General features: G+C 63.4%; 25 protein-coding genes. 13 read left to right on the top strand and 12 right to left on the bottom strand.

The genetic code is table 11. From position 1 onward, the window contains the following. Positions 1 to 3: 3 nt before the first annotated feature. Positions 4 to 1,347 (bottom strand): M15 family metallopeptidase domain-containing protein, encoded by a 1,344-nt coding sequence (locus ACWAT4_RS22490; protein ID WP_449728093.1) that lies wholly within the window; start codon positions 1,345 to 1,347, stop codon positions 4 to 6. A gap of 342 nt (positions 1,348 to 1,689) precedes the next feature. Between ACWAT4_RS22490 and ACWAT4_RS22485 the strand changes: the two genes are divergently transcribed. After that, the gene (locus ACWAT4_RS22485) at positions 1,690 to 1,938 is read left to right on the top strand and encodes a hypothetical protein (RefSeq protein WP_212299587.1); all 249 of its coding nucleotides are present in this window, start codon (positions 1,690 to 1,692) and stop codon (positions 1,936 to 1,938) included. Positions 1,939 to 1,987: 49 nt separating this feature from the next. On the opposite strand, the gene ACWAT4_RS22480 is transcribed toward ACWAT4_RS22485, so the two are convergent. After that, positions 1,988 to 2,218: a hypothetical protein gene (locus ACWAT4_RS22480; protein ID WP_449728092.1), complete on the bottom strand. Its 231-nt coding sequence runs from the start codon at positions 2,216 to 2,218 to the stop codon at positions 1,988 to 1,990. Between ACWAT4_RS22480 and ACWAT4_RS22475 the strand changes: the two genes are divergently transcribed. Next, on the top strand, positions 2,217 to 2,363 hold the full coding sequence (locus ACWAT4_RS22475) for a hypothetical protein (RefSeq protein ID WP_212299588.1): 147 nt from the start codon (positions 2,217 to 2,219) through the stop codon (positions 2,361 to 2,363). The two genes, ACWAT4_RS22480 and ACWAT4_RS22475, sit on opposite strands and share 2 nt — an antisense overlap. Before the next feature lie 4 nt (positions 2,364 to 2,367). On the opposite strand, the gene ACWAT4_RS22470 is transcribed toward ACWAT4_RS22475, so the two are convergent. Continuing rightward, positions 2,368 to 2,949: a bifunctional transcriptional activator/DNA repair enzyme AdaA gene (locus ACWAT4_RS22470; RefSeq protein WP_249209746.1), complete on the bottom strand. Its 582-nt coding sequence runs from the start codon at positions 2,947 to 2,949 to the stop codon at positions 2,368 to 2,370. Positions 2,950 to 3,061: 112 nt separating this feature from the next. Between ACWAT4_RS22470 and ACWAT4_RS22465 the strand changes: the two genes are divergently transcribed. Beyond that, positions 3,062 to 3,523, top strand: a complete 462-nt coding sequence (locus tag ACWAT4_RS22465; RefSeq protein ID WP_212443626.1) for a nuclear transport factor 2 family protein — start codon at positions 3,062 to 3,064, stop codon at positions 3,521 to 3,523. Positions 3,524 to 3,726: 203 nt separating this feature from the next. Here the strand turns inward: ACWAT4_RS22465 and ACWAT4_RS22460 are convergent, their stop codons facing one another. Next, positions 3,727 to 4,077, bottom strand: a complete 351-nt coding sequence (locus tag ACWAT4_RS22460) for a zinc ribbon domain-containing protein YjdM (RefSeq protein WP_212428451.1) — start codon at positions 4,075 to 4,077, stop codon at positions 3,727 to 3,729. Positions 4,078 to 4,116: 39 nt separating this feature from the next. Continuing rightward, on the bottom strand, positions 4,117 to 4,290 hold the full coding sequence (locus ACWAT4_RS22455; protein WP_018644642.1) for a hypothetical protein: 174 nt from the start codon (positions 4,288 to 4,290) through the stop codon (positions 4,117 to 4,119). 135 nt (positions 4,291 to 4,425) lie between these two features. Here ACWAT4_RS22455 and ACWAT4_RS22450 point away from each other — a divergent pair, with 135 nt between their 5' ends. Beyond that, positions 4,426 to 4,785, top strand: coding sequence for a c-type cytochrome (locus ACWAT4_RS22450; RefSeq protein WP_212299591.1), 360 nt, complete (start codon positions 4,426 to 4,428; stop codon positions 4,783 to 4,785). A gap of 39 nt (positions 4,786 to 4,824) precedes the next feature. Here ACWAT4_RS22450 and ACWAT4_RS22445 read toward each other — a convergent pair whose 3' ends face one another. Continuing rightward, the gene (locus tag ACWAT4_RS22445) at positions 4,825 to 5,661 is read right to left on the bottom strand and encodes a PhzF family phenazine biosynthesis protein (protein WP_449728091.1); all 837 of its coding nucleotides are present in this window, start codon (positions 5,659 to 5,661) and stop codon (positions 4,825 to 4,827) included. A 194-nt stretch (positions 5,662 to 5,855) separates the two neighbouring features. Between ACWAT4_RS22445 and ACWAT4_RS22440 the strand changes: the two genes are divergently transcribed. Continuing rightward, complete coding sequence (locus ACWAT4_RS22440) at positions 5,856 to 6,680, top strand: FkbM family methyltransferase (protein WP_212299593.1); 825 nt, start codon at positions 5,856 to 5,858, stop codon at positions 6,678 to 6,680. A 254-nt stretch (positions 6,681 to 6,934) separates the two neighbouring features. Here the strand turns inward: ACWAT4_RS22440 and ACWAT4_RS22435 are convergent, their stop codons facing one another. Further along, the gene (locus ACWAT4_RS22435) at positions 6,935 to 7,789 is read right to left on the bottom strand and encodes an outer membrane protein (RefSeq protein WP_212299594.1); all 855 of its coding nucleotides are present in this window, start codon (positions 7,787 to 7,789) and stop codon (positions 6,935 to 6,937) included. A gap of 637 nt (positions 7,790 to 8,426) precedes the next feature. Here ACWAT4_RS22435 and ACWAT4_RS22430 point away from each other — a divergent pair. Both ACWAT4_RS22430 and ACWAT4_RS22425 read left to right on the top strand, forming a co-directional pair. Beyond that, positions 8,427 to 8,708: a hypothetical protein gene (locus ACWAT4_RS22430; RefSeq protein WP_449728090.1), complete on the top strand. Its 282-nt coding sequence runs from the start codon at positions 8,427 to 8,429 to the stop codon at positions 8,706 to 8,708. A gap of 163 nt (positions 8,709 to 8,871) precedes the next feature. Then, positions 8,872 to 9,891 carry an acyl-CoA desaturase gene (locus ACWAT4_RS22425; RefSeq protein WP_449728089.1) on the top strand — a complete coding sequence of 340 codons (1,020 nt, stop codon included), beginning with the start codon at positions 8,872 to 8,874 and terminating at the stop codon, positions 9,889 to 9,891. Positions 9,892 to 9,974: 83 nt separating this feature from the next. On the opposite strand, the gene ACWAT4_RS22420 is transcribed toward ACWAT4_RS22425, so the two are convergent. Then, on the bottom strand, positions 9,975 to 10,769 hold the full coding sequence (locus ACWAT4_RS22420; RefSeq protein ID WP_449728088.1) for a transglycosylase SLT domain-containing protein: 795 nt from the start codon (positions 10,767 to 10,769) through the stop codon (positions 9,975 to 9,977). A gap of 148 nt (positions 10,770 to 10,917) precedes the next feature. Here ACWAT4_RS22420 and ACWAT4_RS22415 point away from each other — a divergent pair, with 148 nt between their 5' ends. The 3 genes from ACWAT4_RS22415 (at position 10,918) to ACWAT4_RS22405 (ending at position 12,656) form a co-directional block, all read left to right on the top strand. Then, a complete protein-coding gene (locus tag ACWAT4_RS22415) occupies positions 10,918 to 11,100 on the top strand; it encodes a hypothetical protein (RefSeq protein WP_449728087.1) in 183 nt (60 codons plus the stop codon). 318 nt (positions 11,101 to 11,418) lie between these two features. Then, on the top strand, positions 11,419 to 11,928 hold the full coding sequence (locus ACWAT4_RS22410; RefSeq protein ID WP_212299599.1) for a GDSL-type esterase/lipase family protein: 510 nt from the start codon (positions 11,419 to 11,421) through the stop codon (positions 11,926 to 11,928). Between the two features lie 266 nt (positions 11,929 to 12,194). Continuing rightward, positions 12,195 to 12,656, top strand: a complete 462-nt coding sequence (locus ACWAT4_RS22405; RefSeq protein ID WP_449728086.1) for a hypothetical protein — start codon at positions 12,195 to 12,197, stop codon at positions 12,654 to 12,656. 122 nt (positions 12,657 to 12,778) lie between these two features. Here ACWAT4_RS22405 and ACWAT4_RS22400 read toward each other — a convergent pair whose 3' ends face one another. Further along, a complete protein-coding gene (locus ACWAT4_RS22400; RefSeq protein ID WP_449728085.1) occupies positions 12,779 to 13,294 on the bottom strand; it encodes a ParB N-terminal domain-containing protein in 516 nt (171 codons plus the stop codon). A 441-nt stretch (positions 13,295 to 13,735) separates the two neighbouring features. Between ACWAT4_RS22400 and ACWAT4_RS22395 the strand changes: the two genes are divergently transcribed. Together ACWAT4_RS22395 and ACWAT4_RS22390 are read left to right on the top strand one after the other, a co-directional pair. Further along, positions 13,736 to 14,704 carry an IS110 family RNA-guided transposase gene (locus ACWAT4_RS22395; RefSeq protein WP_212303881.1) on the top strand — a complete coding sequence of 323 codons (969 nt, stop codon included), beginning with the start codon at positions 13,736 to 13,738 and terminating at the stop codon, positions 14,702 to 14,704. A gap of 344 nt (positions 14,705 to 15,048) precedes the next feature. Next, positions 15,049 to 15,663: a hypothetical protein gene (locus tag ACWAT4_RS22390; protein ID WP_449728084.1), complete on the top strand. Its 615-nt coding sequence runs from the start codon at positions 15,049 to 15,051 to the stop codon at positions 15,661 to 15,663. Positions 15,664 to 16,085: 422 nt separating this feature from the next. Here ACWAT4_RS22390 and ACWAT4_RS22385 read toward each other — a convergent pair whose 3' ends face one another. Next, the gene (locus ACWAT4_RS22385; RefSeq protein ID WP_449728083.1) at positions 16,086 to 19,853 is read right to left on the bottom strand and encodes a vitamin B12-dependent ribonucleotide reductase; all 3,768 of its coding nucleotides are present in this window, start codon (positions 19,851 to 19,853) and stop codon (positions 16,086 to 16,088) included. 763 nt (positions 19,854 to 20,616) lie between these two features. On the opposite strand from ACWAT4_RS22385, the gene ACWAT4_RS22380 reads away from it, so the two are divergent. Beyond that, positions 20,617 to 21,513 carry a DMT family transporter gene (locus ACWAT4_RS22380; RefSeq protein ID WP_449728082.1) on the top strand — a complete coding sequence of 299 codons (897 nt, stop codon included), beginning with the start codon at positions 20,617 to 20,619 and terminating at the stop codon, positions 21,511 to 21,513. Here ACWAT4_RS22380 and ACWAT4_RS22375 read toward each other — a convergent pair. Both ACWAT4_RS22375 and ACWAT4_RS22370 read right to left on the bottom strand, forming a co-directional pair. Then, positions 21,510 to 23,768 carry a CHASE3 domain-containing protein gene (locus ACWAT4_RS22375; protein WP_449728081.1) on the bottom strand — a complete coding sequence of 753 codons (2,259 nt, stop codon included), beginning with the start codon at positions 23,766 to 23,768 and terminating at the stop codon, positions 21,510 to 21,512. The two genes, ACWAT4_RS22380 and ACWAT4_RS22375, sit on opposite strands and share 4 nt — an antisense overlap. Next, positions 23,765 to 24,178, bottom strand: a complete 414-nt coding sequence (locus tag ACWAT4_RS22370) for a response regulator (RefSeq protein ID WP_212299610.1) — start codon at positions 24,176 to 24,178, stop codon at positions 23,765 to 23,767. Before ACWAT4_RS22370 ends, ACWAT4_RS22375 begins: the two co-directional genes overlap by 4 nt. Positions 24,179 to 24,491 lie beyond the last annotated feature (313 nt).

Raw genomic sequence — 24,491 nt, 5'->3', positions numbered from 1 at the left:
AGGTTAGGTCGTCCGCTTTCCGGCGGATTGCGCCGACTTCTGCGGTTTTGCCGAGCTCTTTTGCTCGCGTGCGGCTTGCGTCTTTGATGACTTGGATGACTTGGCGCTGGCCACAATGCGCGCCTTCTTTGGTTTGGCGTTGGCGGCCTCCTTGCGGTCGGTCGCGCCGCTACGCTTCGAGATATATTCCTGGCCGTCGATCGGACCGACATGCGGTGGATCGCGGTCGAGATAGGGCCGACCGATGCCGAGGGCCTTGCCGTTGGCATCGACCCATTTCCACAGCACTTCGGTCGAGGCCCAGCGCTGCGCGCGGTTGTTGCCCTGAGTGCTGACGATATCGGCGGCCATGCCGTGACCGTAGCCGCCGCGAAGACTGCCGCCGTGATAGGAGCGGTTGGAGGCTGCCTTCAGGCCGCTCGCGATCTCCTGGCGATAATCGTCACGGAATGCGCTGGTGATTCCGGGCGAGAGACCAGCGGCTTCCGCCGCGAGCAGCATGCGAAACAACTTCTGCTTGAAGCTCTTGTCCATGCCGCCAATGACATAATCCATCAACGCCATGTTGGCGTGCGCAGCTGCTTTCGGATCTTTCCAGGCAAAATCTTCGTCGACGAGCTTCGTGAAGCTGCGCATCACCGTGACAGTTTTGCCTCTACGCTTGACGGCGACGGCGCGGCGGTCCTCAACCTTGATCGAGTCTTCCTTCGGTGTGCGCTGATAGAGCGTCCAGAGATAACGGTCGATGCAGGCATCCATGACGAAGCATTCGTCGAGCACGGCTACGGTGTCGGCGGGCGGCGATGCCTTGCTTTCGGCGACGGGCCAGCGGGCTATCGCGGCGGGTGACAACGCCTCCGAAGGCATGACGTCGCCGGGATCGGCGGACGCGAGCTTGACGGTGGGCTCCGGCGCGGACTCGGCCTCGGTTGGAGCCTCAGCTCTAGTCTCAGCCTTGGCCTCGCTAGCGACAGGCTCGGGCTCAGGCGCGACCTGAGGTGCCGGCGACGCCGCCGGCACGATTTCGGTCGGATCGGCCGAGGCGAGTTGAACGGCGGGGACGGGCGTCTCGGCCGCTGGCGCTTCGACCAGCACGACGCTCGGAGTCACAGCCGCGGCGGCGGCGATGTCGGCAGTCAGTGCGATGCCATCGTCAATTGTCGCTGCACGCGGGATGTCGGCAAGCTCGAGGCGGGTGAGATCTTTCGCGCGGGAGACGGTGGCTGCATTGGCGCCGCTGTTCTCGATCAAGGCCGGGGCATAAGCAGAGAGGGAGAGCGCCAACCAACCGGCCATCACGGCCGAGGGGCACGAGACCGCCACCAGAAGAGACCGCCGATCATTCATGATCCCTGCCTCCAAGGTTCGTGAGCGAACCAGATTGCACAGCCAAGCACGCGGCGCGTCAATTGTTCGGAGGACGGTGTGGCGGTGCAATGGCGCAAATCCCCCCGAACGGGCTTTTCAAGCCAGTGTTGCCCAAATGCAACTTTGGTTCCCTCCGCTTCCAGTAGCGGGATAAACATGATGACTGGCTGAACAAGCTATGGGGCGAACGATTCGTCCAAGGCCTTGGGCGCATTAAACATATTGCCATGCATGGGGCGCGATATTGCGTTGCAGCGATGCATGTCGCGATGCAGCAAATCAGGCTTACATAGGCTCCGAACTTCTCTTTGGAGCATCACCATGAACAAGAAGACTCTGTCGATCGCAGCCGCTGTCCTCGCTATTGCGGGCACGACTGCCACCTTCGCCGCCGAGCTGCCGGCCTATGAGGCCAACGGCATTCCGGCCTCGCCGATGCAGGTCCGCGTGCTCGGCGCCGCCCATGTCGAGCAGCAGGTGACGGCCCCCGCCACCAGCGTGACGGCGCTCCAGGCCAGCGTCCTGGCGCCGCGCAAGGTGAAGACTGCGACCGTGGGCTCTGCCCGCTAAGCCGCTGTCGCGCCGAGCCGATGGCTCGGTGCCGGGGCTTTTCACGACGTCATGGCCGGGCTTCGTCCCGGCCATTTTTTTTGGCGCAGTCCCCCGTGTCGCGGGCGTTGATGCGCGGGCTGAGAATCTTCTCGCAGAAAAAGTTCTCGTAACGCGCGACTTGTGTACCGCGGTTCAAGACGAGTGTGATCTCCTTAATAGTTGTTTCGCAGATCGCGGCGCTTGATGCGGGCGCCGCATATTGGCGGCCAAGAATCGTTTTCATAATGGAGACCGTCATGCCCGTTGCGCAAAAAGCCGTTGTTGTCACCACTTCGCCGCGTGAATTCATCGTGCGGCATCTCGCATCGTTCGCAGCCGCCGCGCTGTTCGTGTTCGTGCTGAGCCTGACCTATGGGCTCGATCTCAGCCCCGGCTTCTTCTGAGCGATCACGTTCTGCGCACCGCGCGCAGGCTCGATGGCGAACGGCCATAGAGCTCGGCGAAGGCGGCGTTGAAGCGGCGCAGGCTGCCGAAGCCGGACTGGAATGCAATGTCCGTCATGCTGTGATCGCCGGCATCGAGCAGGCGCTTGGCGCGCTGGACGCGAAGCGTTCTGGCAAGCTGCTGTGGTGTTGCGCCGACATGGCGCTCGAACAGCCGTGCGAGATGACGTGATGAGATGCCGAGCCGCGCTGCGAGCGTCACCACGCTATCCTCGTCGAGCGCACCCGCATTGATGAGCTTCACCGCGCGCGCGACCGTCGAGCGCGTCCCGTTCCAGGCCGGGCAGAACGGCGCGGTCTCGGGCCGGCAACGCAAGCAAGGCCGGAACCCGGCAGCCTCGGCTGCGGCCGCCGTCGGATAATAGGCGACGTTGCGCGTCAGCGGATGCTTGGCCGGGCAGACCGGACGGCAATAGATCCCCGTCGTCTTCACCGCGGTGAAGAAGCGGCCGTCATAGCGGGGATCGCGGCGCAGCCGCGCGGCGTTGCAGGTCTCGAAGCTCAGCATCGGCGGATGATAGCGCATGCCGGTGCGGGTGGAAGAGCCGCGGGATGACCGAGTCCGATTGTGGCGAGCCGCAACACACGTCCCGGCCTAGAACGCCACCCTCACGCCGACACAAACGAGGGAGCGCATCGTGACCAGCCCGAAGGACGTCGTACTCAACGCCTGGAAAACCTTTTCGTCACGCGATGCTGATCGCATTGCGGCGCTGTTCACGGAGGACGCCGAGTGGATCGCGCCGAAAGGCAACGCCACGGCGGTCGCGCTCGACCACACCGACCACATGGTCGGCGCCAAGCAGATCGCGCGCTTCATCGCGCAGGAGATGCACCGGATGTTCTCCGGAATCGATGTCGCCTTTCGCGGCGTCTACGCCGACGGCGATGTCGTGATCGTGGAAGAGCGGATGCGCGCGACGCTCGCCGGCGGCAAGGCTTACGAGAACGACTATTGCTTCGTGTTCACGCTGGCCGGCGACCGCATCCGCGAGGTGAGGGAATACATGGACACGCGCAAGGGATGGCGCTTGGTGTTCGGCGAGGAGGCACCTCGCGCAGCGGCAGAGCTCGAGCGTGCCGAGGTCCGGCGCTCGTGAAGGCCTCACAGCAGAGGCCTGCGCCCGGCAGATCAACGAAATCGCGAAAACAACCCCATGCACAGTAGAAGCGCCGACGTCTGGATTTCGGCGATACCGAATATGGGTTGACCCGTCGGGCAAAACAGGCGCATGATGCCATGATGGACGGTTGCGCGGGGAATCGGCGCGCACCTCGTCCGGCGATCCGCGTCCGCGCAGGCTCACGCCTTCTTCACGAACTCCGACTTCAGGTTCATGGCGCCGATGCCGTCGATCTTGCAGGCGATGTTGTGGCCGTCGGTTGCGTCCTGGAGACGGATGTTGCGGACCTTGGTGCCGCCTTTGACGACCGAGGACGAGCCCTTGACCCTGAGGTCCTTCATCACGATGACGCTGTCGCCGTCAGCGAGCGGATTGCCATGGGCATCGCGCACGCCGGCCTCCTGCGGAGCTGGCGCGGCCGCATCACCCGCAGCGCTCCATTCATGGGCGCATTCCGGGCAGACCCAGAGGTCGCGATCCTGATAGGCGTGCTCCGATTGGCAGTTCGGGCATTTGGTGGCGTCGGTCATGATGGGTCTCGAAGCTGGAGAGTGGACATTGGCGGGCCGTCAGCGAAACAACGCGACGAAGATCACGTAGAGCCAGCCCAGGATCCCGTGGATGATCGCCCACAGGATCGAGTGGTTGTTGGTATAGGAGATCGCGATGGCGAGCGCCGAGCCGAAGCCGACGCCGTATTTCGCGCCCTCGACGCGGACGCCGTAATAGCGATTGCCGTTCATGGTCATCCTTCCCGGAAGATAGCGCTGCACCTCTTCCTATGCGCATCGCGCCGGCCACTTGACGCAGATCAATTGTCCGCCGCGCGCGCGGACCTACGCTTATCAAGTCACCGCAGCAAAGGCGAGGTCAGAGCGATGTCGCGCAGCGTTCGAGTTTACATCGGGCTCGCCGTCCTGATCGCGTTGTCGGTGCTGTTTCTCTTCAGCGTGGTCCATACCGCTGCCGGTGCATCCGGGCTGTCGCCACGCAAGGTCTCGGAAGGACATCGCCTCGCGCAGGCCTGGTGTCAACAGTGCCACGCCATCGAGCCGCACATGGCCGGGTTCTTCGACCTGGCCCCGAGCTTCCAGGCCGTCGCCGACCGCAACGGCACCACCGCGCTCTCTCTCAAGGTATTCTGGAGAACCAGCCACCAGAACATGCCGAACCTCGTGATCGCGCCCGATCAGGCCGATGCGCTCTCGGACTATATCCTGAGCCTGAGAGGCAATTGACGGCGCCCCAGTCGGCCCCAGTCGTCAGGGGTTTTCGCATCAACTTTCCATGAAGCGCGCCGTGCCCGAGACCCGGATCGAGCTGCCTTTGGCCGCGCCGATCTCGGCGCGGATCAGCGAGCGCGCGCCCATGTCTTCGCCCTGGACGATGTCGACGGCGCCGCCATGCGGCCAGCCGATGTCGCGCAAGTAGCCGGCGAATGCGGCGGCGGCCGCGCCCGTGGCGGGGTCCTCGACCACGCCGCCGGCGGCAAAGGCATTACGCACATGGAACAGGCGCGGCGTCTGTGCCGTCACCAGCGCGATCGTGACCAGACCTGCTTGCTCCATCAGGGCGCGTCCGCGGTCGAAATCATAGGCCATGCGCGCGAGCGCATCGCGCGATTGCAGGGCGAGGAGAACGTGGTCGGCCCCGCCGTGAATGCTGGCCGGCGGCAGCTTTGGGTCGAGATCGGAGCCTGCATAGCCGAACAGATCCAGCAACGCTTCCCGCAGCGACGCATCGAGCGGCGCGCTGCGCGTCGGCGGCGACTGCAGCGCGGCTGCGATGGTGCTGCCGTTACGCTGTCCCGACACGGAAATGGCTGAAGCGTTCAGGTGCAGCTCAAAACTCCGATCGCCGAAGCGGTGCGCGAGCGCGGCGCCGAGCGCAATGGTGGCGTGGCCGCAGAACGGCACCTCCATCGCAGGCGAGAAATAGCGGACGCGCCAGGCCTCGCCCTCGGGCGCGGCAAAGGCGGTCTCGGAAAAGCCGACCTCGGCCGCGATCGCCCGCATCGCCGCGGCCCCGGGCAGGGCCTCGCCGATCCAGACGCCGGCGGGATTGCCGCCGCTGTTGCCGTCGGAGAAGGCCGCGATACGGAGGAGGGTGGTCATGGGATGATCCTTGGTGGCGGCCGGCGTTACGACGGCTGCGCAGGATGGGTAGAGCGACAGCGAAACCCACCAAGAGGTCGTCGTGGGATGATGGGTTTCGCTGTCGCTCTACCCATCCTGCAGGGCGGGGGCAAGCCTCGCATAAGCGCCCACTGCGATAACGGCATCCACTCAAGGTGCGAGGAGATTCTGCAATGCCGATCGCGGGGCAAAAGCTGGCCTTTGTCATGACGTCGTCCAGCCATGGCACGATGATCGTCAACCGGTTCGACTATCGCATGGTCAGCCCCGACCGCGGCTATGGCGTCGGCTATCAGATCCTGGAGGCCGCCGCGTTCGATCCCGGCGAGGTCAAGATCGCGCTCGAATTGCTGGCCTTGCGCCGCAAGCACCACGGCGATGGTGTCATCGCCCTCGATTGCGGCGCCAATATCGGCGTGCACACGATCGAATGGGCCTCCGCGATGACGGGCTGGGGCTCGGTGATCGCGATCGAGGCGCAGGAGCGGATCTATTATGCGCTGGCCGGCAACATCGCCATCAACAACTGCTTCAATGCGCTCGCGGTGCATGCGGCTGTGTCCTCGGAGTCCGGCACGATGGCGGTGCCCAATCCGAATTACTTCACGCCGTCGAGCTTCGGCAGCCTTGAGCTGCGCCCGCGCCCGAGCAACGAATTCATCGGCCAGCCGATCGACTACACCGAGAACACCGTCATCGTGCGCAAGATGACGCTGGATGAGCTCAATCTGCCGCGGGTCGATTTCATCAAGATCGACATCGAGGGCATGGAGATGGAGGCCCTGGCCGGTGCGCAGGCGACGATCAAGGCGTATCGCCCGATCCTGCTGATCGAGAAGATCAAGACGGATCTCCGGCAGCTCGAGCAATGGCTGGTGGACAACGGCTACCAGCTGATGGCGCTCGGCATCAACATCCTCGCCATCCATCAGAGCGATGTGTGCCTGAAGGAGATCAACCCGCCGCAAGGCGCCGGCCGGCAGCCGCACGCGGCTTAAGGCGAAGGTCTCGTAAGGTGGGCGAAGCGACTTGTCCGCCGTAGCTCGAAGAGCGAAGGCGGAAAGCGTGCCCACGCATTTGTTGCGATCGAGAGAGATCGTGGAATGGCGCGATCGCCCTTGCCGACGCTACGGCGTGGGGATCGATACAGCGTACACACACGTCGAAGCGCGTCGGCGAAACCTGCCGTCGCGAAATGATGGGTTTCGCGAGGGCTCAACAGGACCCCTCGCTATAACCAGCAAAATGCGGCTCAATATTTTGCGACGAGCGGCGCGCCGCCGAACTTGTAGTTGACGGTCAGGCGGGCCGTATCGACGACGAAACGCTGGCCCTGCGTGATCGTCGTGGTGGGAAAGGTCCCGAGCTGATCGACGGCTGTGACCGATGAGCGCCCAAGGTCGACGTGGAGATATTCGAGGCCAACGTTCCAGTTCCCGAAGGCCTTCGACAAGCCGGCGCCCGCGCTCCAGCCAACCCGCGTTTCGGCCGCGGTCCCCGCGAAGCTCACGCCGCCGCAACCGGCACCTCCCGGCGTACACGCAAAGCCGATGCTGCTCTCGGTGCGGCCATAGGCAAGGCCGCCGGTGCCGTAGAACAGCCAGTCGTTCACTGCGTAGCCGAGTTTGCCGCGCAGCGTACCGAACCAGTTGATCTTTGCGGAGAGGCTTTCATCGACATTGGCGCCGGTGGTCGCAAACGGTGTCGTCACCAGTCGGCTCGCGTGAAAATCCGCGGCTTGAATATCTGCAACGCCGCCGAGCACCCAGGTACCAAACTGCTTGTCGTAGCCGAGCTGAAGTCCGCCGAAAACGCCGTTCGGATTAAGGTTGGGGAACAGATTACCGCTGGCCAAGCCGGGAAGGCCGGTCGACAAAAACGACCCGATGTTTCCAGCATTGCCGGGATTGACGAAACTGAGGCGGGGATCGGTGTTCTCGCCCCAGCCATAGCCGACATTGCCGCCGACATAGAACCCGGTCCAATCGTACACGGCTGCCACCATGGGAGGCGCCTTGACATAGGGGCGGGCCGCAAGATCTGCCGCCTGGGCGCTGGAGAGGCCGAGAACTGCAATCGCTGTAGCGAGGCACAGGGTGTTCTTCATGATATTCCTCAATCAAATCGACGAACCATCGTTCAAATGTACTACAGGTTGTTGCCGGAGTATGTTGCGTGAAGAGCACACCCTCACTGGAATTGGGCTCCGAGCGACGACGTGTCGTGTGGGGACTAGTCTGGATGCAGCGCTAGCGTCATCCGCGCTCGAACCTGCGGCGCTAATGCCGGAGCGAGCTTCGCTCTCCGAAGCTGGTGGGATCGTCCCGCTGCATAGCCGGCCGCTTCATTCGCAGATGATGCGCTGATGCTTTCGCTTGGGCGATTTCAGTGCGATCGATCGCTGCGCGATGTGGGCGGACCAAGTGTTCGTCTTCACACGCCGCCAAACCTTACTTCTGCACCACTGTCCGGGTGCCGGATGGCGCCGGGGCGGGCTCCCAGGGAGCGGGGAGAATGACGCGGACCGGGCGGGCCTCGTCTGTCGCATCGGTCGTGCCCGCGGCAATCCTCGCGGGCTGGTCCTGTGCGCTCTCGGCGGCTGCCGCACTGCCCGCAGGTCAAATCAGATTGTCGCCATCCTCCGTTGGCAAAGAGAACGGCCGACCGCCAAAAAGTTCAGAAGGTGAATTGGCTTGCGTTGCCGTGCATCCTTGAGCACTCTTCGAGAAAAGGAGACCCAACGCATGAAAATCAAGACTGTCGCCTGTGCGCTCGGAACGGCTCTTATGTTGTGTAGCCTTGGAACATCAGGTGCCGAAGCCCGGACGCGAAAGGCTGTCGTCGTTCGTGCGCCACAAGAGAGGCTCATCGTCACGGCGCCCGTGCTCAGGCCGACGCCGTGGGATTACAATGTCGTGCCCCGTTACCGTTATCGCCCTGAAGACGACCGCGTCGACGCTTACGGCCCGCCGCTGGTGCCGTCCTATGTTCGTTATGAAGGGTGGCGCTGGCCGTATTGGTGGTGAAGGCCGCCCAGCCTGTAGCCGGGATCGAGCCAACGGGTCGGCGCTTGACGCCACCCGATGACAGGCATGGACACACCGCGCTTCCACGGGTTGCTCAAGATGACCGGCCTCTGTACCCTCTACGTTGCAGAAGCGCTGGTTTTCCATCCATGGATTGGCCGACATGACCGTAGTTGAGGGCGTGGTTCCGGAGCAGGGTGCCGACCGGAAAATGCCGCCAAAGATGCCGCCCGGCGTGCTGGTCGACGGCCCCGTGGTCGATGCAAAATTTCGCGATTCCTACATCTCGTTCGCCCTGATGATCGGCGGCTCGATCGGCGCGCTGATCTGGGTCTTCACGTATGGCATCGGCCGGGTGGAGATTTCCGTGTTCGCCGGCATGTTCATGCTGACCACGATGGGCATCGGCTTCATGCATCGCTACTTCGTGCACCGCAGCTACCGCTGCGGCCCGGTGATGCGGACGATCCTCGCTGCGATCGCGACGATGGCGGTGCAGGGCTCGATCCTAAAATGGGTGAGCAACCATCGTCGGCACCATCTTCATTCCGACAAGCCCGGCGACGTTCACAGCCCTTATTATGACGGCTTCGGCAACAGCATTGAAAGCTTCGCCAAGGGGATGGGGCATGCGCAAGGCGGCTGGGTGTGGGACCTCGCCACCACCGATGCCGAATACTACGCCAGGGATATCCTGGCCGACCCGATCGCGATGTTCTTCACGCGGACGCGCTGGTACTGGTACGCGCTGTCGGCGCTGATCATTCCCGCCGCCATCGGTTACGCCTTCGGCGGTATGCGGACCATGATCGGCTGCGTGCTGTTCTCCGGCCTGTTCCGTAGCTACCTCATGACCATGGCGACCTCGCTGGTCAACTCGGTCTGCCACAGCGACGGCCGCTGGGGCTACCGCCGCTTCGATCTCGATGACGGCACCACCAACGAGCTGGTCACCACCATCCTCACCTTCGGCGAAGGCCTGCACAACAACCACCACCGCTTTCCGCGCGACGCCTATCTCTCGCATGCCTGGTACGAGATCGACATCAACGGGCTGATCATTCTGGGCCTCGGGAAGCTCGGGCTGGTGACCGACATCTTCATGGCCGGAAGCCAGACCGCTCGCGCGCGGGGGACGGACGGCGGAAAACGTCCAGTGCCGGATCCGGAAGCGACGGTCTGACGGGGGCCCTTAGCCCTGATGGAGCCACCGGGTCGGCGCCTGGCGCCGTCCGATGACAGGCTCAGCGCGATCCGGGCGACGCGCTAACCTTTGTCGTCCGCCGCAAGCCGCAAAAACTGCCGCTTCATCGCGTTGACCCTGGCGACATAGCTTGCGACGAGATGATCGCCGCAGCGTTCGGCGGCGACCATCTGAAACTTGCGGCGCGCATAGGCCGTTGCGGGACCTGCGCCGCAGAGATGGATGAAGGCAGCCAGATCCTGCTTCTGCTGCGCGGTGGCCTTCACATCGCCGGCGAGGTTGAGAACCAGCGCCACGTTGCGGTCCAGATACACCGATGCCAGCTCGATGGCGTGGCTCGGGATCGCGCGGCTGTAGAGACCCGTGAAGCCGCAGCCGGTCTCCGTCACCGCGTTGCCGCGGATACAGAACCGCGTGGCCTCGCTGAGGGCCGGATCGGTCATCTGGAAAAGCCCGACGGCGCTGGAGGCGGGACGGTAGATCGCGAAGGGATTGAAACTCCACCGCCAGCGCCAATAGGTGCGCGCCACCGGATTGCCGGAACTCTCGACCTGCGCAAGCGCTGCCAGCAATTCGGGCGTGATCGTTCCGGTGGAATAGGCGCGGAAGAGAGCGCCGTATTGGCGCCAGTTCTCGGCCGGCTCCTTGTCGAGGCTGTTGCCGACGAAGACGAACAGCTCGGTCGGCTTGCGGATGACGTGATAGGCGATGTTCAGAAGCGCGACGGCTGCAAGCAGGATCGTCGCGAGGCTCGCGATCCGTACCAGGCGCGGTGTGCGCGCGAATGTCTTTCGCGTCCACCGCGCGGCACGCCGGAGGCTGCGAAGGCGAGGGAGGCGGCTGCGTCGTCCTGGCATTGCGCTTGCGCTGTCACCGTCATTCAAGTCCGTTCGAGATCCTCTGCGCCGGTGATTCAAATCACGGACGCTGAATCGCCGTGGCTGCACGCTGAACGGAGGGATCGAACATCGATCCCGTTTCTAGCCAATGGAGCACGAGATGAATATGCGGAAAGACGACATCAGCAACGCGCAGACGACGGTTGAACTGACACCTGTCGAACTGGATGAGGTCAGCGGCGGGGAGAAGGGGAGCGATGTTCAGATCAACTACCTCAATTGGGTCAAACAGATCTATTCACCATGGGCGGGTTTGCGCTTTGGTGAGGGCCGGATTCTCATCTGCTAGACCGGAAATCTTGTCAGCGCTGAAGCGATCTCGCCGACAACAGGAGTGAGCGCGAGCAGGATGGGTTAGAGCGACTTGTCCGCCCTGGCTCGAAGAGCGAAAGCGGAAGCGAGGCCCATCAGCGATCGTCATGGAAGGATGGGTTTCGCATTGGCCTAACCCATCCTGGCAGCCTCCGGCGGGCAGGGTAGTGAATTTCGCGCGCGATCTCCGCGATGGAGATTGCCAAACGCCGGGGGATCGCGAACATTGGCGGATCTCGGCGGGGTATTCATTCGGCCCCGAACGAAGCGATTTGAGCAATGATTGGAGCCGGTCATGACACGTTCGAGCTTTCGAATTTTCGCCCTTGCCGTTGCCGCCATCGTCATTGCCGCGGTCAATCCTGCGTCCGCGCAGATCGTGGCGCTCGGCCATAGCGCGGTCCACGGCAACGTCGCCGAATCCGAGATGTGGCCGGCCGTGCTGGAGGGATTGCTGCGCGCCAGGGGGACTCAGGTTCATATCGCCAATGCCGGCGTGTGGGGTGAGACCACCGAGGCGACACTTGCGCGTACGCCGAGCGCCGTTCCGGCCGGGACGAGGCTCGTCATCCTCTGCGACAACCCGGCCAATGACGTCAGGCACAACATGTCGCCGATCAAGGCGATGGAGAACATCGCGGCCATCAAGAGCCAGTTGAAGGCACGTGGCATCCGGGTGGTCGACGTCTGGGGGACCTACATGTCGGTTTGGCGGCAACCGGGCAGCGTTGGTCCCGACGGGCGTCATCTGAGCGTCGAGGGCAACAAGAAGATGGCGGCGGCGGTGGTCGGCATGGTGAGGTAGGCGGGCTTTTCGGATGCGGCCGATCAGGCAGCAGCGAGCAGGATGGGTTGAGCGACGCGAAACCCATCAATAGTCGTCGCGACATGATGGGTTTCGCAAGGGCTCAACCCATCCTACAGGCTGTCACCGTCGTTTGGTGGCCTGGGGCCAGGGCGCCGGGAGATGGCTTTGCGCGATCATCATCGATCGCAGGGATGAATGTCCCGGATTGAACCGAATTGGAACCGCAACAGACAAAGGGAGGTTTGAGGCTCAGGGAGGTCTGAATGTTTGCCCGCTTGGTTCTTTTTGCCGCCGCCGTCGTTTTGATGATGTCCAACCCGGCCCATGCGCAGTCGACGAGATATGGGACCTACTATGACGAGACCATCGTCATCGACTGCCCCTCCGGGCCCGGCTGCGCCGCCGTGTTCTCGCAATTGCCTTCGGACAAGCTCACACTGGTCCACCACGTCTCCTGCAACATCATCTCCTATGCGCCGACCCGCATGGCGACCTTGCGGATTTCCACCACCGCCAGCGCCGCCAACGCGATGACGCGGGTGATGCCCATGCAGCTCGGCCCCACCGTGGCTTCGAATGGCACCTATACGACGAACATCAATTTGAACACGGATTACCTGGTCGGCCCATCGCGCTTCCCGTTCGTGGACGTCACCGACACCCAGGCCGGCGACATTCTCATGCAATGCACGCTGGAGGGGCAGCTGATCGATCCGATCCAGTGAGCGGAAGGGTCAGCGAGTAGGAAGGGTTGAGCGAAAGCGAAACCCATCAATAGCCGTCACGACACGATGGGTTCCGCAAGGGCTCAACCCTACGGGCTGTCACCGCCATCTGGAGCCGGCAATCAATAGCGGCCGCCGCTGCCCTTCTGCTGCGTGATCCAGTCCGACAATGTTTTCGGTGCCGGTTTCGCAGTCCGGCCCATTGATGCCTTCGAATGGTCGCGCACGCCTTTCGTCGGACGGATGCGCGGCGCTTCCGTTGCGCTGACGCCCTTCAAAGCAGAAGTCGCTGCCTCTGCGGCTTCCTTCTCCAGACGCAACTGCTTCAATCGCGCCATCTTGATGCGCTCTGCCTCGACTTCGGGCCGTTCGGCGAGCTGCGGCTTGTGCTGAGCAAGCTCGGCCGGGACCAGGACGCCGAGGATGGTTGTCTCGCCGAGCGCCTTGCAGGCCTCTAGCCGATGCAATCCCTCGACCAGAACGAGGCGGTCTCCGTCGAGCCGAACGGAAATGGGCGCCTGCTGTCCGATCTCCATAATACTTTCCGCGACCTCTGCGACGGTCTCGGGCTTGATGGCCTTCTTCTGCTTCGTTGGAACGAAGATCTTCTCGATCGGGAAGCTTTCCGGTTTGGGCATAACTCTAACTCCGCTTCTACCGGGCCCGCCGGAACCCATGCCGGGGAGGTGGGAGTTTAGGAGGGAAGGGCGCAGCCGCAAAGGCAATTTCGACGGCGGGGTGTTGATGAGCATTGAAGCCGGAACCGATCTGCGATTGCGGCGACTGCGCGTAGTGCGTAGTGCGTAGCGTAGCGAAACCCATCAAGTCGTGGTGGCATGATGGGTTTCGCAAGGGCTCAACCCATCCTTGTATTAGCCCGATCGCTTATATTGAGGGCCGTTCCGTGAGGAATGGCCCAGCCCGGGAGGCCGCCCGAACTGGGCCGCCGTTCGATCGGATCGGTACCCACCGAAGCCTTGAGGGCTGTCTGACGTAGCGAGATCGCGATCGGCACTTCATCGGGACCCGAATGGTTGAACGAACTTAAGGTTCGCATCACAAGGGAGGGATCGACGAAGATGGCCAAGTCTACCACGATCTGTGCCGGGATCGATACCGGCAAACGGAAGCTTGATGTGGCGATCGAGGGTTGCCGCGAGCCGTTGCAAGTGAAGAACACGTCGGAAGGTCACGCGGCTTTGTTGGCGTGGCTGCGACAGCATCGCGTCAAACGCATCGGCATCGAGGCGAGTGGCGGTTACGAACAGCCTGTCGTCGCCGAACTGCGGCGCAAGCGGTTTGTGGTTGTGGTGTTTCAGCCGGCTCAGGTCCGGGCCTATGGCAAATTCCACTTGCAGCGTGCCAAGAACGATAGGATCGATGCCGCTCTTATTGCCGCCTGCACCGCAGCGGTGCGCAAGATCCATGCTGCGCCCGATCCGCGGTTACTGCGGTTCGCCGAGCAGCTGACCATGATCGATCAGATCGGCGAGGATATCGCGCGCCTCAAGAACAGGATCGAAAGCTGCCGCAATGTGACGATTAACAAGATCTGGCACGAGGATATCGCTCGCCTGGAGCAACGCGAGAAGGCCGCACTCAAGGCCCTGGTCACCTCGATCCGCAAGCACCCTGATCTTGCCAAGCGGCTCGCGCTGATCAACAGCGTCGACGGCATCGGGCTGCCGACTGCCGTTGCCATCCTGGTGCGTCTGCCTGAGATCGGCCGGATCACGCGGGAGCAAGCCGTCGCTCTCGCCGGCCTTGCGCCCTATGACGACGACAGCGGCGACCAGGTCGGAGTGCGGCATATCGAGGGCGGACGAAAGCGGCTGCGTCGCGCCCTTTATACCGCCTCACTGGCTGCATCGTTTCGATGGAACCCGCAGCTCATCCAGCTCTACCAACGCCTGACCGCAGCCGGAAAGGAGCACAAGCGCGCGCTCGTTGCCTGCGCCAGGAAGATGCTCATCTTCGCCAACACAGTGGTGGCTCGCGGCACGCCATGGTGCGGCGAACCGCCGGTGAGATCATTCCCTGTTTCTTAGTTCGACCGGGACGTGTTTCTTCGTCCCGACCTACGGTCCCTCACGACGCCGCGCGCAGCGTCCGTCAAGGATGGCCGTCGCTCGCCCGCACCTCACCTGATCTGCCGCCAGGCCACGCCTTGACGGATGCGAGCACGGCGTCATCATGGCAGGCGCCGACGATCCGAAAGGCAAAACACAGCCGCCAGTTAATGGTTGCTACGGGCTAGATACGTAAATGTATCCTACAAGAGCAGTTTAAAGTTGTCCGCTTCTGGCCCTTCGCTTCCGTTAGGGCGTTGCGGCGAGATGTCGGGGGTCGGCCGTAAAGGCGAAGCTCCCCACCTCTGGTCAAAACGGCGCTGATGACCCAAAGCGGACTCGCCGGGATTAATGTGGTAGAAGGCTTCCTCAGTCCAATTTGGTCCGGCGGATTAGCGCTAACTTTTGAAATGCATAAACTCCGCAACATTTTCATCTGTCTCGCAGCATTGGCAATCGTTACTCCAGTCCCGCTCGCAAGAGCAGCCGATACGCCGCTTGCGTACTTCGTGGACCGCCCACCGCATGATTTTTCAAAATCTGCGCGGCACGTGCCGACCGAGCGTATTACGGTAGCCAAGGTGCGCGCCATGTCGTCACCAGCGTATCTTTTGCTCCCTGATCAGGGTGGGCGGCCGCCCAAGGAAAAGCCGCGAGATCCTTGGGGCGTCACGCTGCAAGTGCTCGATGTCGTTCTTGGCAAGCGGCCAAACGAGGAACGTGTAAGCGTGTCGTATGGTGGAGGCGACTTCATTCACACTTACATTGTTGGTCCCGGGACACCTCGACAGCTAGCGCAGGAATATTATGTCGCAATGTACGAAGACGCCTTCGGCTTTCATCTTATCGAGCTTCCAATAAGCTTAAATGTATATGTTGAGTGGAAGCGGGAAATCGCTGAGTACCAACACAATCGGCTTAAGTCGCCGCCCAAGTAGAACCAGACTCCAAAACTCTATGTGAACGTTCCACTTGCTTCGTGGAAGTCGCATGAACCGCAAAGTCGCCTAAGCGTCGGCCACCGCAACTGACTCAAAGTCCGCTTCTGGCCCGTGGCTGACCTCAGTCCAGAGCGCGGCGATGTCCGCTCTCCGAGAGATGATCCGACTAAGGGCATGCTGTCTTCGGAGGCCAGCCTTTGACCTAGTGGAGATCCTATCGCGATCCTTGGATGACGGATCATTGAGTTAAAGCGGATAAAGGTCCGGTAGAAACGAAAACCCCGCCGTCGCCGGCGGGGTTTTGTTTGTCTCGGACTAGGGGACCTACTTTGCCCGGATTAGGGACCAACTTATAGGGGACCAACTATGCCCGTCGCTGCAGTCTACTAACAACACAACACGCGCGGCGATCTACCGCCTTACGAACACCCCGTCGTGCTGCCGCAAGTATCGCACTTCATGCAGGTGCCGTTCCGCACCAGCGTGAAGTTGCCGCACTCGCTGCACATCTCGCCCTCGTAGCCCTTGGCTTTGGCTTCCGCGCGGCGCTCGGCCTTGCTGGGGGCGGCGACGGTGGCGGCGCTGCCGGCTTTGCTCCATTGGAGGGCCTCGAGCTTCTCCGTGGGGGAGAGGTCGTGGCTGGCTTCCTGCTTCAGGGCGACGGCGCCTTCGATGGCATCGCCGGCGCGGGCCGAGGTGCCGTGGGCGGCGAGGGCGGTGACCTTGCTGCCGCCAGACGGCGCGCTGTCGTTGCCTTGGGCGACCGCGGCGCTGCCGCCGCGCATCACGACGAGATTGTCGGTGCGGGAGCGAGTGAGGCCGCGCGACACCAGCTTGGTCGCGTGGTTGGGCTCGTCCGGCTCCTTGCCTTCTTCCACGCCCTTGCCGAGCGCGTCGAAATTCGACTCGGTCGGATCGACGTGGGCGAGATCGAAGCGCGACATGTAGCTCACCGCGAGCTCGCGGAAGACGTAGTCGAGGATCGAGGTCGCGTACTTGATGCTGTCGTTGCCCTGCACGGGGCCCGCCGGCTCGAAGCGGGTGAAGGTGAAGGCGTCGACATATTCGTCGAGCGGCACGCCGTACTGGAGGCCCAGCGACACGGCGATGGCGAAGTTGTTGATGAAGGAGCGGAGTGCGGCGCCTTCCTTGTGCATGTCGATGAAGATCTCGCCGAGACGGCCGTCGTCATATTCGCCGGTACGGAGATAGACCTTGTGGCCGCCGACGACCGCCTTCTGGGTGTAGCCCTTGCGGCGATCCGGCATCTTCTCGCGCTCGCGCATCACGATGATGCGCTCGACCAGCTTCTCGACGATCTTCTCCGAGACCTGGGTCGCACGTGCGGCCATCGGCTTCTCGTAGAGCGTCTCGACCGCATCGTCCTCGTCCTCGTCATCGCTGATGAGCTGCGAGTTGAGCGGCTGGCTGAGCTTGGAGCCGTCGCGATAGAGCGCGTTGGCCTTGAGCGCCAATTTCCACGACAGCATGTAGGCGGACTTGCAGTCCTCCACCGTGGCGTCGTTCGGCATGTTGATGGTCTTGGAGATCGCACCCGAGATGAAGGGCTGGGCCGCTGCCATCATGCGGATGTGGCTCTCGACCGACAGATAACGCTTGCCGATCTTGCCGCAGGGATTGGCGCAGTCGAACACCGAATAGTGTTCCGCCTTCAGATGCGGGGCACCTTCCACCGTCATCGCGCCGCAGATGTGGACGTTGGCCGCCTCGATCTCGCGCTTGGTGAAGCCGACGGCCTGGAGCAGGTCGAAGCCGGGGGCGGCGATCGCTTCGGCGCCGATGCCGAGCTGGTCGCGGATGAAATCCTCGCCGAAGGTCCACTTGTTGAAGGCGAACTTGATGTCGAAGGCGGTCGGCAGCGCCTTTTCGACCTTGGCGATGGCTTCGTCGGTGAAGCCTTTGGCCTTCAGCGTCGAGGCGTTGATGCCGGGCGCGTTGGAGAGCGAACCGTGGCCGACGGCATAGGCCTCGATCTCCGCGATCTCGCTCTCGCGATAGCCGAGCGCGCGGAGCGCTGCGGGCACCGCACGGTTGATGATCTTGAAGTAGCCGCCGCCGGCCAGCTTCTTGAACTTCACCAGCGCGAAGTCCGGCTCGATGCCGGTGGTGTCGCAATCCATCACGAGGCCGATCGTGCCCGTGGGCGCGATGACCGTGGTCTGGGCGTTGCGATAGCCGTGCTTCTCGCCGAGCTCGAGCGCCGCATCCCAGGCCGCCTGCGCACGCGTGACGATGTCGGCTTGCGGGCAGGACACGAGATCGAGCGGCACCGGGTTGACGCTGAGCGCCTCGTAGCCGCTGGCCTCGCCATGCGCGGCGCGGCGGTGGTTGCGGATGACGCGCAGCATGTGCGCGGCGTTCTTCTTGTAGCCGGGGAAGGTGCCCAGTTCGGCCGCCATCTCCGCCGAGGTCTTGTAGGTGATGCCGGTCATGACCGCGGTCAGCGCGCCGCAGAGCGCACGGCCTTCCTTCGAGTCATAAGAGAGACCCATGGTCATCAGGAGGCCGCCGATATTGGCGTAGCCGAGGCCGAGCGTGCGGAACTCGTAGGAGAGCTCGGCGATCGCGCGCGACGGGAACTGCGCCATCATCACGGAGATTTCGAGCACGATGGTCCAGAGCTGGCAGAGGTGCTCATAGCCGGCGACGTCGAACTGCTTCGTGGTCGTGTTGTAGAAGGTCAGCAGGTTCGCGGAGGCGAGGTTGCACGCCGTGTCGTCCAGGAACATGTATTCCGAGCACGGATTGGACGCGCGGATGTCGCCGGACGCCTTGCAGGTGTGCCAGTCGTTCATGGTGGTGTTGAAGTGCAGGCCCGGGTCGGCCGACGCCCAGGCGGCGTAGCCGATCTTCTCCCAGAGGTCGCGCGCCTTCAGCGTCTTCGTCACCTTCTTGGAGGTGCGGGCGTTCAGGTTCCAGTCGCCATCGGTCTCGACGGCGCGGAGGAAATCGTCCTTCAGCGAGACCGAGTTGTTGGAGTTCTGGCCTGATACCGTGAGGTAGGCTTCGCTGTCCCAGTCGGTGTCGTAGGTGTCGAACTGGATGTCCTTGTAGCCTTGCTTGGCGAACTGGATGACGCGCTTGATGTAATTGTCCGGCACGAGGCTGCGGCGCGCGAGCTTGATCTCGCGGCGGAGCGCCGGGTTCTTCTCGGGGTCGAAGCAATCGTCGCCCGAGCCTTCGCAGTTCACGCAGGCCTTCAGCACCAGCTTGAGGTGCTTCTGGTTGATCTTCGATCCGGTGACGAGGGCGGCGACCTTCTGCTCCTCCTTCACCTTCCAGTCGATATAGGTCTCGATATCGGGGTGATCGACGTCGACGACGACCATCTTGGCGGCGCGGCGCGTGGTGCCGCCCGACTTGATCGCGCCGGCGGCGCGGTCGCCGATCTTGAGGAAGCTCATCAGGCCGGACGAGCGGCCGCCGCCGGAGAGCTTCTCGCCTTCGCCGCGCAGGCGCGAGAAGTTGGAGCCGGTGCCGGAGCCGTATTTGAACAAGCGGGCTTCGCGGACCCAGAGGTCCATGATGCCGCCCTCGTTGACGAGGTCGTCACCGACGCCCTGGATGAAGCAGGCGTGCGGCTGCGGATGCTCGTAGGCCGATTTGGACTTGGTCAGCTTGCCGGTGAAGGGGTCGACGTAATAATGGCCCTGGCCGGGGCCGTCGATGCCATAGGCCCAGTGCAGGCCGGTGTTGAACCATTGCGGCGAGTTCGGCGCAACCATCTGCATGGCGAGCATGTAGCGGAGCTCGTCGTAGAACGCCTGGGCGTCCTCGTCCGAGGTGAAGTAGCCGCCCTTCCAGCCCCAATAGGTCCAGCAGCCGGCGAGGCGATCGAATACCTGCTTCGATGAGAGCTCGCTGACATAGCGCTCCTTCTCAGGCAGCGCGGCAAGGGCTTCAGTGTCGGGCACGGAGCGCCACAGGAAGGAGGGGACGGATTCTTCCTCGACCTTCTTCAGGCGCGCGGCCACGCCGGCCTTGCGGAAATACTTCTGGGCGAGCACGTCGGAGGCGACCTGCGACCATTCGGTCGGGACCTCGACGCCGTCCATTTTGAACACGACCGAGCCGTCGGGATTTCTGATCTCCGACGTGGTGAGGCGGAATTCGATTCCCGCGTAAGGTGACTGTCCCGAAGTGGTATGGCGCCGCTCAATCCGCATGGTCTTGCCCCGTCCTATTCTTTGACCGGACCACCTCGGTTCAGGCGTGCCGGTCGACATTTCGTTTCGCGTTGCCACCCAGGCCTATCGGCCCTTGGGCAACGCAGTTCAGCCGGTGGACCCGGCCCTGTTTCTTCCCGACGTGAGTGGTCGATGCGCGCACCGATCATCCGCCGGCACGTCCAGACCCATCCGCCCCAAGGGATGAGCCCGACATGCGTTCAAACGCCCCACCGTCACAACGTCTACCGATGCCATCCGAGCCTGTTGCCGGCCCGTTCTGGCGCCCGAAAAATCCGCTTCTCGCGGGCAGACAAGCCCTCCTCCCGCGGCCTTTGGCTGGCTTGGCGGAGTGGAGATTTGCGAGACCCTTTGGGGGAGTGTCGGCGGGACGCAAACTCACTCGCGCCGAACGGACCGAAAGCTAGGACTCTCCGTTGCGCCCGTCAAGAACTAGTGCGGGTTCCTGAATCAAATACTAAATATGGTGGATTGCGGGGGATAACAGGGGGCAAGCCCGCGCCTGTTGTTGAGCCAAGTATCAGTGAGTCCTCAGGGATTCCCAACCGAAAAAATTTGCATCCCGTGATGATCCGGACCCTTCATCCCGCTGTTCACAGGGCAGGTATATTTTTGGGCAATGGGATTGCGTCAGCCAGACTCACGTAATGGTACGGAAGGTGAGGGCAGGCATGCCCGCCGAGGTGGTGGTGGAGTACGCGAATCCGCGCCAAGCTGAGCGCGATTTTGCCGGATACCCCACATGCTTGATTCGACCAGGCCGGTGCAGCGACCGCGCATCGCCCCGGCCGGCCTGATGTTCCTCGCCATCACCTCGATCGGCTGGGGCTTCAATTGGCCGGTCACGAAATTCCTGCTCGGCGAGCTGCCGCCGCTCACCTTGCGCGGCGTGACCGGCGTGCTCGGCGCCGTGCTGCTGGCGGCGCTCGCGCTGGTCCGCGGCGACAGCCTGAGGGTCGACCCGGCGATCTGGCCGCGGCTGATGACGGCCGCCATGCTCAACGTCACCGGTTGGATGGTGCTGATGGGGCTGGCGCTGCTCTGGCTGCCGGCCAGCGAGGCGGCGCTGATCGCCTACACCATGCCGGTCTGGGCCTCGCTGATCGCCTGGCCCGTGCTCGGCGAGCGGCCGACGCTCCTGCGTACCATCGCGCTGCTGATGGCCTTTGCGGGCCTCGCCTCGATCATGGGCGGCAACGGCATTGCCGCGAGCGCGGAGAAGCTGCCCGGCATCATCATGGCGCTGTGCGGCGCGATCGGCTTTGCCGTCGGCACCGTGTTCTCCAAGAAGTACCCGATCCACCTGCCGCCGGTCGCCGCCGCGGCGTGGCAGATCGGGATCGGCTGCCTGCCGATCTCGGTCGTCGGCCTGCTGATCGAGACCTCGCATCTGGACAAGGTGACGCCGGTCGGCTGGTGGCTGCTGATCTATTCGACCGTGGTGCAGTTCTGCATCGCCTATGTCAGCTGGTTTGCGGCGCTTGCCCGCTTACCAGCCTCGGTCGCCGCGATCGGCACCATGGCCGTGCCCGTGATCGGCGTTGTGGCCTCCGCGGTCGCCCTGCACGAGCCGCTGGGGCCGGGCCAGATCGCGTCGCTGATCTTCACGCTTGCGGCGGTGGTGCTGGCGACGCGCTAACCTGCCGCCGTCCCACCGCCGTTCAGCGCCTTGCGGATCATCTCCGCGAGCTGGTTGCGGCGGTACGGCTTGGTCAGCAGCAGGACGCCGTCGTCGAGCTTGCCGTGGTGGACGATGGCGTTGTCGGTGTAGCCGGAGGTGTAGAGCACCTTGAGGCCGGGCCGGCGCTTGGCGATCTCTTCGGCGAGCTCGCGGCCGCTCATGCCGCCGGGGATGACGATATCGGTGAACAGCAGGTCGAAGGCCTGGCCGGCCTCGATCAATTGCAGCGCGGCCTTGCTGTCGCCGGCCGCGACCGTCTTGTAGCCGAGGCTCTGCAGCTGCGCCGTGACGAAGTTGCGTACCAGATTGTCGTCCTCGACGACAAAGATGGTTTCGGCGCCGCCTTCGGCCTGCGGTGCGATCGCGGCGGCCGCTTCCGCCGCGCCCTGACCCGGCGGCAAATAGAGCTTGATCGTGGTGCCGTGGCCTTCCTCGCTGTAGATCTTGATGTGGCCGCCGGACTGCTTGACGAAGCCGTAGACCATGGAGAGGCCGAGACCTGAGCCTTTACCGACCTCCTTGGTGGTGAAGAACGGCTCGAACGCCTTTTCCTGGACGCTCTGTGCCATGCCGGCACCGGTGTCGCTGACAGCGAGCATCACGTAAGGGCCGGGCCGTACTTCGGCGTTGGCTTGTGCATAGGCTTCGTCGAGCACGACCCGGTGGGTCTCGAGCAGGAGCTTGCCGCCGTTCGGCATGGCGTCGCGGGCGTTGATCGCCATGTTGAGGACGGCATTGGTCAGTCGGGACGGATCGATATGCGAGGTCATCGGTCCCTGTTCCAGAACCGTCTCGATCTGGATCTGCTCGCCGAGGGTGGGGCGCAGCAGCTTTGCGATGTCGGTGATGGCGGCGTTGATCTCGACGTCGTGCGGCTGCAGCGGCTGCTTGCGCGCGAATGCCAGCAGATGCTGGATCAGCTCGGCGCAGCGCTCGGCGGCATCGTCGATCAGGCGCGCCGTGCGCTGCAGTTCGGGCTGCTCCTTCAGGCTCGCCACCAACGTCTCGGTATTGCCCGATATCACGGTCAGCATGTTGTTGAAGTCGTGGGCGACGCCGCCGGTCAGCTTGCCGATGGCGTCGAGCTTCTGCGACTGCTGCAACTGCCGCTCGGTTTCGCGCGACGAGGTCGCGTCGTGATACACCAGCACGGCGCCGGAGATATTGCCTTGCCCGTCGCGCATTGGCCGGCCGCTGACCATCAGATGGCGCACGTTGTTGCCGCTGTGCGGGCGGACGATCATCTCCAGTTCTTCGAACTCGTCGCCGCCCAGCACGCGCACGGACGGCAGCTCGTCGGATTTGAGCGGCGTAACGCCGTCGCCGTGGAAGACGTCGGACAGTGCCCGCAGATTGCGCAGGTTCATGCCGGCGCGGTGCAACAGCACGCGCTCGGCGGCCGGGTTGGACAGCAGGACATTGCCCTCGCTGTCGATCACCAGCACCGCTTCCGCCATGCTGCGGAACGTGCTCTGGAGCACGTTGACCGACAGGCGCAGCTCGTCATGGGCGGCGACGAGATGTTCGGTGCGGTCGGCAACGGCGGCTTCGAGGGCTTCGTTGGCGGCCTGGGTCTCGTGCAGCGAACTCTTGAGCGCGACCTGGGCGCGCTGGCTTTCGCGCATCAACATCAGGACGAGCAGCAGGATCACCAGGGCGCCGATCACGTCGATCCCGAGCAGCACGATGCCGGTCCGGCGGGAGTCCGACGTGCGCGCGGTCAGCAGCCGCTGCTCCTCCGCGGCCAGGCGGTCGAGATTGACCATCACCGTATCCATGAGGCCGCGCCCTTCGGCCTTGCCCTGGAGCGCGGTGATGCCGGCCGGATCGTTGTCGGTGCGCAGCCGCATCGCCTCGGCGGCGATCTCGATCCGGCGCAGCGCCAGCGGTTCGGTGCCCTCCAGAAGCGCGACCTGGTCGGGATTGTCGCGGACGGCCCGTTTGAGGTCTGCCAGCGCGGGCGCAAGCTCGCCGCGCGCCGCCCGGAAGTCGTCGCCGAAGGTCGGGCTCCGATAGAGTTCGAAGCCGCGTGCCGCGCTCTCGGCCCGGCGCATCAGAACGCGCAGATCCGAGATCTTCCTCAGCACCTCGACCGTATGATTGACCCACGTCGTATCCGACCGCGACTTGACGTCGAGGCCGATCGAGGCGGCGGTGATGATCAGGAGGATTGCAAGTCCAGCACCGAGAATGACGCGCTGCGTTGGAATCAAGGTGCCTCTTTCTGGTCCTTCGGCGTCGCGCTCCCGCCGAGGCATTCCCGGATCGTCGCCAGCAGCGTCTCGGGCGTGAACGGCTTGCGCAGGCAGCGCGTCGCACCGAGTTCCAGCGCCATGCGGAGGAAGTCCGGAGAGGGCGAGGCGGACGAGGCGAAGGCGTAGCCCGACATGGCGATCAGTGGAATCGCCGGTGCACGCTCGTGAAAGATGCGGATGGATTCGAAACCGCGCATGTGCGGCATGAAGATATCGACCAGCATCACATCAAACGTCTGCGCTTCCAGCGCAGCAAGCCCCGTTTCGCCGCCATCAGTCAACGTGACGTCGAAGCCCTGACGCAGAAGGAGGACTTCGATGGTCGCGCCGACCATCGGATCGTCGTCTACCACGAGAATACGCGGCATGACCTTTCCCAGTAGATCGAAGTCCCCACGATACCTGCTGATATAGGCGAATCGTGCGCCGGGTCAATTTTGGATTGGGGCACGACGGATATGCACGGCGCGATGCATAGCGGCCCTGCGACTTCTGAGCATCGGTTGTCGCTGCGGGACGCGGGCAAGAGAATTTCCCCCGGTTTTCAATTACAGGTTGAGGTAAATCCGCGCGACCTGCGAAAGCTGTTCGCGGAAAGATACGCAAGACCTGAAAGACAACACTTGCAAGACACGAGCGAAGGCGATCGCAGGGTCCGTGCGTTCGTTCGCGCAGTTTGCT

This window comes from Bradyrhizobium sp. T-1 (assembly GCF_053592855.1).
Note: the sequence above shows the minus strand (reverse complement) of the source record. Positions and strands in the feature narration are given on the sequence as shown.